Source organism: Anaerotignum propionicum (assembly GCF_024461735.1).
In the GTDB taxonomy this organism is placed as follows: domain Bacteria; phylum Bacillota; class Clostridia; order Lachnospirales; family Anaerotignaceae; genus Chakrabartyella.
Genome location: NZ_JANGAD010000018.1, coordinates 1 through 11,595 on the forward strand (window position 1 = coordinate 1; position 11,595 = coordinate 11,595).

Sequence of the window (11,595 nt, forward strand, 5' to 3'; positions counted from 1 at the left end):
TAAAAGCCCCTTCTAGGGGCAGAGCAAACCACCAGCTGAGCTGGTGGTGATGATTTGTAGAAAAGAAAACTACGGGTTTAATTCGTGGTTGAAGAAAACCTACTGTGATGAGGCAAAAAAGTAACTTCCCGCGTTATTATAAAATTTGTAGTCAGCTAACTGCAAAGATAAAATAGCAGAGGGTTTTAATATGGAGAGTAACAACATAAAGAAAGATCACTTGTTATAATTGTATTACGTTCTCTTTATGATTTTTAAGGATCAAGGAATAGGATAAAATAGCCCTTCAGAAGCAGAATGCATCTGGAGGGCTATTTTAATTTAACAAAAAAGACTGTATATAAAAACAACTAAAATTAATATTGAATGCAAAATATATGAAAATATGTTCAAAATGACATTATTAATTTATATATAGTTACGAAATTTAATATTTAAAAAATTAGCATACTGCTGAAAGTCAAAAATGTATTCCGATTACATTGACATAAAGCTTTTTTAGTGATAGGTTTAATTCAACGATAAAATTGAATTCAAAATATAGATATATGAGTGCACAATACGATATTGCATGTTCAAAATGTGATATAAAATAGGAGGTTGCAGAATGGATTTTATGGGAAAAAATATCATCGTAACAGGTGGTGCAAGTGGCATTGGCAAGGCAATTACAGAAGGCATTGTGGAGGGAAGAGGGCATGCGATTATTGTTGATATGAATATGGAAAAGGCAGAGGGGCTACGGAATACTTTGGGACAAGATAATGTTTCTTGCTACAAAGTAAATCTTCAAGATCATCAGGAGACAAGGGCGGTATTTACCCAGATTCTCACTGATTTTGGTCAGATTCACGGCTTAGCAAACAATGCTGGAATTGTTAGTACAGTGCCCTTTGAGGAGGTAACCCAAGAAGAGTGGGATAAGGTGATAGCAATTAATCTTACAAGTGTATATACCACAATTAGCGTTTTATTTCCAGCAATGAAAGCCAAAAACTATGGCAGAATTGTAAACGTCGCATCTGTTGCGGCAAAAAGAGGCGGTGGATTATTAGGAACAAGTGCTTACGCGGCATCAAAGGCTGGTGTAATTGGACTAACAAAGGCTATTGCTAGAGAGGGAGCTTTATTTGGTGTGGCTTGTAACGGAGTATGTCCGAGTTACACCTTAACGGCTATGACATCAATTCTCAGTGAAGAAAAGAAGGAGCGTGTCCTAAGCACCATTCCCATGAACCGAGGTGCTGATCCCAAGGAAATTGCCAATGTTATTTTGTTTTACTTATCAGATCTTTCCAGTTTTGCCACAGGTGAAATTAGTGACGTGGATGGTGGAGTAACGATGGATGGCTGATATCAGCTTATCATAGTAATTAAAAAATGAGGAGGAGAGTTGTAAATGAAAAAACGTTTATTAGTTAGTTTATTGGCATCAGCAGTAGCAGCATCCTGTTTGGCAGGTTGTGGAGGTGGAGGAAGTAGCAGTGAAAAAGAGACAGCAACTGGTGGTAGTGGAGAGACATATACTTGGAAGATGGCATTAAACTCAACGGAAGGCGACAATGCGTATGATACAGCGGCTGTTTTTGCGGATAAAATTAAGGAGCTAACAGACGGTAGAGTACAGGTTAAGCTTTATGGTGGAGCGAGTTTAGGATCAACTTCCGAAGTGCTTGAAGGATTAAGTTACGGTGTAGCTGATATTATCTGCGAGTCTGTTGGGACTTTAGCAACATTTACGCCTTTGGCAAATATTGATGCAATGCCTTATATTTACAGTGATTATGATCATTTTATGAAGGTTTGGTATGGCGATTTGGGACAGGAAATGAAAGATAAGATTGGTGAAGCCTCTGGTTTTAAATTAATGGGGGGAACCTTTAGAGGACCAAGAATTGTAACGGCAACAAAGGAGATGCATAATGTATCAGATTTTAAGGGTTTTAAGCTGAGAGCCCCAAATCTTGAAATGTATTTAAAAACTTGGCAGTGGATGGATGCGGCACCTACACCTATGGCAATGAATGAGACATACACAGCATTACAGCAAGGTACTGTTTCTGGACAGGAAAATCCTATGGCTGACTCAATGAACTATGCATTTGATGAAGTGTGTAAATACTGGATTAAAACCAATCATGTTTACAGCTGTAATTTGTTTATAATGGATTCAAATTACTTTAACAGCTTGCCAGAAGACATTCAAAGTGCGGTAACAGAGGCGGCTGAGTATGCAGGTAAAGAAGTCAGTGCAAAACAGTTGGAAAAAGAATCAGCGGCAGAAAAAAAGCTGATTGAAAAAGGTTGTACCGTAATTGAGGTAGATCTGAATGAGTTCAAAGAACATTTTGATGGATTCGCCGATAAAAATTTCCCTGATTTAAAAGACTGGGCAGACAGAATTAAAGCGACGGATGATAGTAAGTAAGTTATACAAAGGATAAATAATGAGGTGATTTCATTGATTAGAGCCTATTCGAAGTTTCTGGATAAGCTGGAAACCTTAGAAAAAATATTTTTGGGCATCACTGTTGCCGCTATGATTATCGTAATGGTCTATCAAGTAGTGCTGCGTTATTGTTTTTCTTCTGCAAACTCATGGAGTGAGGAGCTGGCAAGGTATCTATTTATTTATGATGTTATGATCGCAGCAGCTATAGCCACAAGGCGGAACAGCCATTTACAAATTGATTTCTTGATTAATTTGTTGAAACCAAGGGTAAAAAGTATATTTACAATTATTGCAACCTTTGTAGGTATTGTATTTTTAATTTTTTTGTTCAACTATTCTTTAACGCTATGTCAAACAGCGGCCAATAATATTTCCGCAGGGTTAAAGATTTCTATGTCCATACCCTATGCATGTATGCCAATCGGCGTGGTACTTATGATTCTAACTTCCATTGAAGTAATATTGCAAAATTTTAAACAGATTCAGGAGTTAGAGAAAAGGGAGGTGAATGAACAATGAATGCCGGTTTGATTGTAATTCTATCTTTGCTTGGACTGTCTTTTTTGGGGATTCCTATTTATCTGGCATTGGGTATAGGTACATTGGTTGCCTTAAATGTCGCGGACATGCCTCTCATTGTTTTGCCTCAAAAATTATTTGCTGGTATGAATGCCAGCTCCTTATTGGCAATTCCATTTTTTATGCTGGCGGGTAACATAATGTCTAGAAGTATCACAGGAAAGCTCATTGATATATCCAATGCTGTAATTGGTTGGATTAAAGGTTCTTTGGCTGTAGTTACGGTATTGGCTTCTGCTTTATTTGGAGCAATATCAGGTTCAGGGGTTGCAACGGCATCGGCAGTAGGGGGAACTACCATTCCTGCTATGAAGGAGGAAGGATATCCGCCGCATTTTGCCGCAGCAGTAGCAGGGATTGCCTCTATTTTAGGGCCAATTATACCACCTTCCATTACCCTAATTGTATATGCGAGCATAACAGACTTATCTGTTTCTAAACTTTTTGTAGGATCTGTAATTCCCGGAATATTGCTGGCATGCGGTTTGATTATATATGCATTATTTTATGGAAGAAAGCATGATTTACCTGCTCATCCAAAAAAGAAGCCAAAAGAAATTGCATCAACATTTATTGATGGCATCTGGGCGTTATTTATGCCTGTAATCATTCTAGGGGGAATATTCGGAGGTATTTTTACACCAACGGAATCAGCAGCTGTAGCCGTTGTATATTCCTTGACTGTGAGTCTTTTCATCTACAAAGATATGAAGTTTAATGAGATTTTCTCAGTTTTTGTAGAAGGGACGGTTGCTACAGCATCAATTTTGATGTTGGTCGGTCTTTCAAAATCCTCCAGCTATATTGTTACAACATCAGGTTTTCCACAACAGGTTTTAGAAGGATTTAGTGCTATCACTTCAAGCAAAGTTGTAATCCTTTTGCTTTTGAATCTGCTGTTTTTGGTTATCGGGATGCTGATGGAGGCAAATGCCGCAATTATAATGATGACGCCAATCCTTATGCCACTGCTTTCTGCTTTTGGAATTGACCCTCTACAGTTTGGCATTATTATGAGTTTTAACTTATGTATTGGTTTGGTTACACCACCTGTAGGGATTTGCTTGTTGATGACAAATCAAATTGCCCGGGCAAGTTTTGTTCAAACGTTAAAGTCAATATTACCAATGCTGTTGCTTTCCATTGTTGTTTTAATGTTTGTTACTTTTGTGCCTCAGCTTACTCTTTGGCTGCCAAGTCTTTTACAATAATGCAGAAAACGGCATGAAATAGTTTATGCCGATCAAGGTAAAATTCATCTCGTATTTTTTCACTTATATTTGATGGATAGTAGTATGTTTAATAGTCTGAAAAATTGGTTTTTTGCAATAGATATTACCCCTTCCTAAAATCCTTCTTCTAATATGAAGAGGGATTTTATTTATTCTTTATCTATAAAGATGAAGGGGGATTACTAAAAAAATTTTCATAAAGGTGTGATATCTTTTATTCTTTTATCAAAGGAACCCACAAGAGGAAGTTTTTTAAATATTTCTTTAAATAATACGGAAAAAGTGGTATAATAGTGCTAACTATGCAATCGAATAAAAAATCCCTGGTTTTCATGGATTAGGATAGGAGGCTGGTTAATATGGCAGCAAGATTAGAAAATCAATATGGTGTAATTAGCATTGATCATGAGGTAATTGCAAGAATTGCAGGTTATGCGGCGATAGAGTGCTATGGCATTGTGGGGATGGCAGCAAAAAACATGAAAGACGGCTTAGTTCAGCTGCTAAAGCTGGAAAGCTTAACAAAAGGTATTAAAATGAGTGTGGATCAAAACAAGGTGAGTTTGGATCTGCACATTATAGTAGAATACGGCACCAATATTTCAGCGATCGCAGACAATATCATTAGCACAGTAAAGTATTCTGTTGAAGAATATGCAGGGCTTAAGGTGGAAGATGTGAATATCTTTGTTGACGGTGTCAGAGTCGACAACTGAGTATGAGGAGGAACGATCGGTGAGTATTTTGAAGTTGAATGGCCTGCGCTTAAGCAGATTGATTATCGCCGGGGCAAACGAATTAACAGCAAATAAGCAGCTAGTTGACGCGATGAACGTTTTCCCTGTGCCTGATGGGGATACTGGAACAAATATGTCCCTTACCGTTTTGGCAGCGGCAAGAGAGTCAGAAAAGAGCAACTCTTTAAGGGTAGATGAAGTTTCTAAGCTGGCTGCAGGTGGTGCATTAAGAGGAGCAAGAGGAAATTCAGGTGTAATTACCTCACAGTTGTTTCGCGGTTTTTCCAAGGGACTGGAAGGATTGGAAGAGGCTTGCGTAACAGACTTAGCTTTGGCTTTAGACAAGGGTGTTTTGACTGCATATAAGGCAGTTATGAAGCCAAAAGAGGGGACGATTTTAACAGTAGCTAGAGCTTGTGCGGAAGCAGGGGCAAAATTAGCATTGGAAACAGATGACATTGAGGTATTTCTCAAAGGGATTATTGCATATGGACACGAGGTTTTGGCGAAAACACCAGAAATGCTTCCTGTATTAAAGCAGGCAGGTGTGGTAGATGCAGGTGGGCGTGGCTTACTCTATATTTTAGAGGGTGCCTTGAAACATATCAATGATGAGGGTCCTGTTTCCATAGCAGAGCCTACAAAATCAGAAGCAGTTGATTTTGGTGCATTGGCATCCATTGATAATGTGGATATTACCTTTGGTTATTGCACAGAATTTTTTATCAATATACACCAAGCAGATGATGCCACGGTTCAAAAGTTGAAAACTTATTTAGGAACCATTGGGGATTCTATTGTATGTGTAAATGATGATGAAGTAATAAAAATTCACGTTCATACTGATCATCCCGGCTTAGCCTTGGAAAAGGCATTGTCTATTGGCAGTTTGAGTGGTTTGAAGATAGAAAATATGCGGGAACAGCATACGAATCATATTGATTTCAACACAAATATGTCTACACCTGTGCAAGCGGCAGAAAACAAACAAAATGATAAGAAGGTTGATCTTCCCAAAAAAGACATTGGGTTTGTTTCTATTTCTGCTGGTGCAGGATTATCCGAAATTTTTAGAAATTTAGGCGTGGATATGATTATTGAAGGCGGACAGACAATGAACCCCAGCACGGAAGATATTCTGAATGCAGTTGACAAAATCAATGCTGAAAATATCATCATATTGCCTAATAATAAAAATATTATTTTGGCAGCGGAACAGGCTGTAGACCTTTGTGAAGATAAAAAGCTTTTTGTGGTTCCCACTAGATCTGTTCCAGAAGGGATTAGCGCAATGTTCTGCAATGCCGAAGGTCTTGGGGCACAGGAAATAACGGAAGCTATGAAAGAGGCTATTCAGGCTGTTTCAACGGTTTCGGTTACTTATGCGGTAAGAGATACCAACTTTGGTGATAAAGAAATTGCCGAGGGTGACATTCTGGGAATGTTGAATGATGAAATTGTTGTTGTGGCAAAGGAAGTTGCAGAAGGAACAAAAGAGGTGCTGAAACAAACCATAACAGACGAAAATGAAATGGTAAGCATTTACTACGGAGCTGATGTAACAGCAGAGGATGCACAGGAAATTGCTGATTTTATTACAGAAAGCTATCCTGATTGTGAAGTTGAAATTCAAAGCGGAGCACAACCTCTATATTTCTACATCATTTCTGTTGAATAAAATGAAAAAGACCGTAAAGCCTGAAATTTGGGTTTTGCGGTTTTATTTTTATTAAGCGGATAAGAGACTATTCTTCCTATATAAGAGAAATAGTTTAGACCATTAGAAGTTAAGGTTAAAATATTACTTCAGCTTTGATTTTGAATCAGCAAAAATCAATCAAGATATCATTTGACACAAGAGTATTACGTTGAATAAAATTTTCATTGACGAAAGAGGGGATGAGATGGAGTGGACAGATTCCATTTCCTGTTTGAAGGGAATCGGAGAGCAACGAGAGAAAAAGCTGAATAAACTGGGTATTTATACCGTTGAAGATCTCATAACCCATTATCCTAGAGACTACAAAGATCGAAGTCGTCTGGCGAAAATCAATGAGCTGGAGTTAGATGAGGAGAATACTTTTATCGCCCGTTGCAAGGGAAACGGAGAAACAATGAAACACGGAAGATTTGCCCTTACTAGACTTAAGGTTATGGATGAAACGGGAGAAGTGGGCTTATTATGGTATAATCAGCCCTATATGAAAACCACATTAAAACCAGGAGAATGGTATTTATTTACGGGCAGATTACAAAAAAAATATGGTCGTAAGGAGTTTTCTGTTTCTGAATGGGAAGGAATAGGAGAGCATTTTGCAGGAGGACGCATTGTTCCTGTTTACCCCAGTGGAGAGGGGATTTCTCAAAAAATGCTTCGGGGACTTATGGAGGATGCATTGGGCTTGATGTGCGGAGGCTTGCCTGAGTACATTCCCCTTTGGATTCGCAAAGAATATCAACTCGCAGAGCGCAATTTTTCTATTCAGGAAATACACTTCCCGAAGACAGAGCAGAGTTTCTATGATGCCAGACGCAGGCTGGTTTTTGAAGAACTCTTTTTATTGCAGGGGGCATTGTTTTCATTAAAATCTTTTCTAGAGAAGGGAAACAATGGAATTCTATTAAAAAAACAAAAGTCTCTAGAAATGTTTCAGCAATATCTGCCCTTTCATTTTACCAATGCCCAAAGCCGGGTATTGAAGGAAATTGAAGAGGATATGTCAACGGGGAAACAGATGAATCGACTGATACAAGGGGATGTGGGCAGCGGGAAAACAGCAGTAGCTATGGCGGCATCCTACTGGGCCATACAAAATGGGTACCAATCAGTTTTAATGGCGCCTACGGAGGTATTGGCACAGCAGCATTATCAATCTTTTTCTTCCATTTTTGAAGGTTTGGGAATCACAACGGTACTTTTGACAGGTGGACAAACAGGAAAAGAGAAAAGAAGTGCCTTAGAAAAAATAGCTTCAGGAGCGGCGGAAATGATTATTGGTACCCATGCAGTGATTCAAAAGGGAGTGGAATATCACAAACTGGGCTTGGCCATTACCGATGAGCAGCATCGCTTTGGTGTTCGACAGAGGAGTGCTTTAAATCAAAAAGGAGAAGCTCCTCATATTTTAGTTATGACTGCCACACCCATTCCGAGAACGTTAGCACTTATTTTATATGGAGATTTGGATGTTTCAATTATTGACGAATTACCTCCGGGAAGACAAACAATAGATACCATGGCAGTGACGAGCAATTATCATGATAGGATATATACCTTTATTGATAAGGAAGTGGCTCAAGGCAGGCAGGCTTATGTTATTTGTCCCATGATTGAGGAAAACGAAAAGCTGGAACTGCAATCTGTATTAAATTTTACGGAAGAGTTGCAGCAAAAATTGAAGCATTGTGTTGTTTCGTGGGTTCATGGGAAAATGAAACCTAAGGAAAAGCAAGAGATTATGGAGGCTTTTGCAAAAGGTGAAATTCATGTATTAGTGTCTACCACCGTAATTGAGGTTGGCATCAATGTGCCTAACGCGGTGATCATGTTAATAGAGAATGCTGAGAGATTTGGTTTGGCGCAATTACATCAATTAAGAGGACGTGTCGGCCGAGGCAGTGAGAAATCTTATTGTATTTTAGTAAGTGACGCAAAAGCAAAAATTGCAAAACAACGACTAAGGACTTTGGTAGATTCTCAAGATGGTTTTGTTATTTCTGAAATGGATCTAAAGCTGCGTGGCCCTGGTGAGTTTTTTGGGACAAGACAGCATGGGTTACCGGAATTAAAAATTGCAAATATGTATCAGGATATGCCCATTTTAATTGAAGCGCAAAAAGCTGCGGAGAAATTGTTGGAGTTGGATCCTACATTAAGTTTGGAGATGCATCAAGGAATAAAGGTTAGATTTGCACAATTAATGGAGGGCAGGAAATTGGAACTTTAAAGAGCCAATACTTCTTAATAAGAAAATAGTTTCAGTTTCAACGAAAGTTCGGCATTGAAAAAGTACTTTTGGAACAGCAGCTTTTTTCAGGGTAGAAAAAAAGCCACCCAAATGGGTGGCTTAGGAAGCTTAATTAGTTAGCACAAACGTTGATAGCACGTGTTTTGCGTTTATCCTTAGGATCAGCTTCTGTGTCAAAAGTTACTTTTTGACCTTCGTTCAAGGATTTGAAACCGTTGGACTGGATGGAAGAGAAATGTACAAATACATCATCGCCACCGTTGTCAGGTGTAATAAATCCAAAACCTTTTTCTGCGTTAAACCATTTTACTGTACCGTTATTCATAATCAGTACCTCCTAAAAAAAATTATCTCGGGCATATAATAAAAAAACTCTTAAATTGTAGTCAGATATTAATTATCGGCTAGAATTTAAGAGCGAATAATCATATATACGAAACATTTTTATTGTACGATAAATAAAACGATTTGTCAATAAGAATTAAGAATTTATTCCTATATTCATGGAGAAATTATTTTTCTCTATGTTCCATAAATTAGGTATGAATTTTTTATATATTAGAATGTTTAAAAAAATAGATTATTATAAATTTGAGGTAATGCTTATGTATCCATATCATAATAAAATAAAACAGAGAATTAAGAATGATGAGTTGGAATCCTATTATTTTTGCGATCATTATCCCAGAATTGGAGAATGTCTAGTGTTGGTCTTTAAAACAGAGCCCATTTCTAGACCAATTCGACCACATAGATATCATGAATATTTGCAATTGTTAAAACACATTGAGATCAAGGGAACAGAGGAATTTAAGAGAGAAAGATTTGAAAAGTTTAATAACCGTTAAATTTTCTATTTTTCAGAAATACAGTTATGTAGTAAAAGTTAGCGACTAAGATCCTCTTTGCAGAAAATTAGTCGCTAAAAAGTCATCAAATTTTTAGTATCAATGGGACTCATTTAAAGAGAAATATTTCAAGATTGCTGTACTTTGGCTTATTTGTACTTTTTGGGTATTTCCGGAAAAGGGAGTATCTCTTTCCCTTGTTCTAAAACTTTGACTTTATTTTTTCCTTTTGGTTTAAGAAGCTCTTCCCTTGTGTCATACTTTACATCTGTTTTAGCCATAAAATCACCTCGTTATAGTATGAAATATTAATAGGGTTTTTATTCTTAGGAAAAAGTGTTAGTGAAAAACCAAAGTATCAATTGTTTGGTAATTGTTTGCTATCATGATATAATAGAAAGTATAAAAAGTTTTATAGATTGTTTAGCATTTTAGGTTTCTTTGAAAGTCAAACATATTTTAGCAGCATAATCAAAGAAAGTGGACAAAATTATGAAAAAATTTACTCGTATTTACATTGAAATTACGAATGTATGTAATTTGTCATGCAGTTTTTGTATTGGCAATGTTCGTGCTCCACTGTTTATGAGTGCTGAAGAATTCGGGTATATCCTTCAGCAAGCTAAGCCTTACACGAAGCATATTTATCTACACATACTGGGCGAGCCATTGATCCATCCTCAACTGGAAGAAATTTTGGATGTGGCTCATCATTTTGACATGCAGGTAAACATTACTACGAATGGTACGCTGTTGGCAAAATGTCAGAAAATACTATTGAATGCACCTGCATTACGAAAAGTAAGTGTGTCGTTGCACAGCATGGAGGAAGGAAGCCTATATTGCAACGAGGATTACTTACGGGATGTGGCAATGTTTGTTGCTGCCGCAACGGAAAAAAGGATATTTTGTGAGCTGAGAATGTGGAATTTAGGTTCAGACGAAGTTGACAATGTAGCTATATTTAATGATCTGTGCAGGCTATTAGGATTGGATGAAACGTCACAAGAAGCGGCGCGGAGCAAAATTTGCGAAAGTGGCAACACTACCCTAGCGCCTCGACTTTTCCTTGGTAAGGCTGATCGATTTACGTGGCCCAGCTTGGATGAAGCTCCTACGGAGCAACCTATATTCTGTCATGGCTTAAGAAATCAACTGGGGGTTTTGAGTGATGGCACAGTAGTGCCGTGCTGTTTGGATAGTCGAGGCGACATTGCACTGGGCAATATTTTTCAAACGCCGCTTTCTGAAATTTTATCGGGTGAACGTGCGCAGGCACTCTATGATGGTTTTTCAGTAAGGCAGCCGAGGGAAGAGCTTTGTCGTCGTTGTGGATACGCAAAACGTTTTTAGCAAGTAAACGGAATAAGGGATTTTGTTATTTCTATATAAATGCAAGAATACCTGTAGAAACTGACGGAAGATAATAACCTCTAAAAAATTTGGCTTAGAGCTTAGATTACAGGTTCATTTTATTTATCTTCAAACCAGATGTTGATATGTTAGGAGGCTTCTTGTGGAAAGTTTTGTATTTGCTTTTTTTATGCTTTTTCTATACAGATTTTATTGAAGAGGTGGATTAATTAAATTTAAAAAAGTAACAGAAAAGAACAGTTTATCCTTGACAGAACAGAAATGGCATGTTACTATAAACTTCCTTGCTGAAAAGCTTGGAAAATTTAAACAAATTTTCGCAGAAGTGCGTATTTCATTAAAAGCAAAACTGCGACAAAAAAGTTTAAAAAAATTGAAAAAAGTATTTGACAAGATTGAATAAAT

11 protein-coding genes are annotated in these 11,595 nt (G+C 37.6%); 9 read left to right on the forward strand and 2 right to left on the reverse strand.

Features of this window, described 5'->3' with window-relative positions:
- The first annotated feature begins 607 nt into the window (after nt 1-607).
- The 7 genes from NE558_RS14105 to recG all read left to right on the forward strand — a co-directional run bounded on the left by NE558_RS14105 (nt 608) and on the right by recG (nt 8,947).
- Nucleotides 608-1,354, forward strand: a complete 747-nt coding sequence (locus NE558_RS14105; RefSeq protein WP_256150818.1) for an SDR family NAD(P)-dependent oxidoreductase — start codon at nt 608-610, stop codon at nt 1,352-1,354.
- A gap of 45 nt (nt 1,355-1,399) precedes the next feature.
- Nucleotides 1,400-2,428: a TRAP transporter substrate-binding protein gene (locus NE558_RS14110; RefSeq protein WP_256150819.1), complete on the forward strand. Its 1,029-nt coding sequence runs from the start codon at nt 1,400-1,402 to the stop codon at nt 2,426-2,428.
- 33 nt (nt 2,429-2,461) lie between these two features.
- Entirely contained in the window at nt 2,462-2,971 is a 510-nt protein-coding gene (locus NE558_RS14115) for a TRAP transporter small permease (RefSeq protein ID WP_256150820.1), read from the forward strand.
- Nucleotides 2,968-4,242, forward strand: coding sequence for a TRAP transporter large permease (locus NE558_RS14120; RefSeq protein ID WP_256150821.1), 1,275 nt, complete (start codon nt 2,968-2,970; stop codon nt 4,240-4,242). Before NE558_RS14115 ends, NE558_RS14120 begins: the two co-directional genes overlap by 4 nt.
- Before the next feature lie 380 nt (nt 4,243-4,622).
- The gene (locus tag NE558_RS14125) at nt 4,623-4,979 is read left to right on the forward strand and encodes an Asp23/Gls24 family envelope stress response protein (RefSeq protein ID WP_066052200.1); all 357 of its coding nucleotides are present in this window, start codon (nt 4,623-4,625) and stop codon (nt 4,977-4,979) included.
- 19 nt (nt 4,980-4,998) lie between these two features.
- Complete coding sequence (locus tag NE558_RS14130) at nt 4,999-6,678, forward strand: DAK2 domain-containing protein (RefSeq protein WP_256150822.1); 1,680 nt, start codon at nt 4,999-5,001, stop codon at nt 6,676-6,678.
- 226 nt (nt 6,679-6,904) lie between these two features.
- Nucleotides 6,905-8,947 (forward strand): ATP-dependent DNA helicase RecG, encoded by a 2,043-nt coding sequence (gene recG, locus NE558_RS14135; protein WP_256150823.1) that lies wholly within the window; start codon nt 6,905-6,907, stop codon nt 8,945-8,947.
- 133 nt (nt 8,948-9,080) lie between these two features.
- Here recG and NE558_RS14140 read toward each other — a convergent pair whose 3' ends face one another.
- Entirely contained in the window at nt 9,081-9,293 is a 213-nt protein-coding gene (locus NE558_RS14140) for a cold-shock protein (protein ID WP_066052193.1), read from the reverse strand.
- 280 nt (nt 9,294-9,573) lie between these two features.
- Here NE558_RS14140 and NE558_RS14145 point away from each other — a divergent pair, with 280 nt between their 5' ends.
- A complete protein-coding gene (locus NE558_RS14145; protein ID WP_256150824.1) occupies nt 9,574-9,816 on the forward strand; it encodes a hypothetical protein in 243 nt (80 codons plus the stop codon).
- A gap of 149 nt (nt 9,817-9,965) precedes the next feature.
- On the opposite strand, the gene NE558_RS14150 is transcribed toward NE558_RS14145, so the two are convergent.
- A complete protein-coding gene (locus NE558_RS14150) occupies nt 9,966-10,097 on the reverse strand; it encodes a hypothetical protein (protein ID WP_256150826.1) in 132 nt (43 codons plus the stop codon).
- Nucleotides 10,098-10,308: 211 nt separating this feature from the next.
- Between NE558_RS14150 and NE558_RS14155 the strand changes: the two genes are divergently transcribed.
- Entirely contained in the window at nt 10,309-11,169 is an 861-nt protein-coding gene (locus tag NE558_RS14155) for a radical SAM/SPASM domain-containing protein (RefSeq protein ID WP_256150828.1), read from the forward strand.
- Nucleotides 11,170-11,595: the final 426 nt, after the last annotated feature.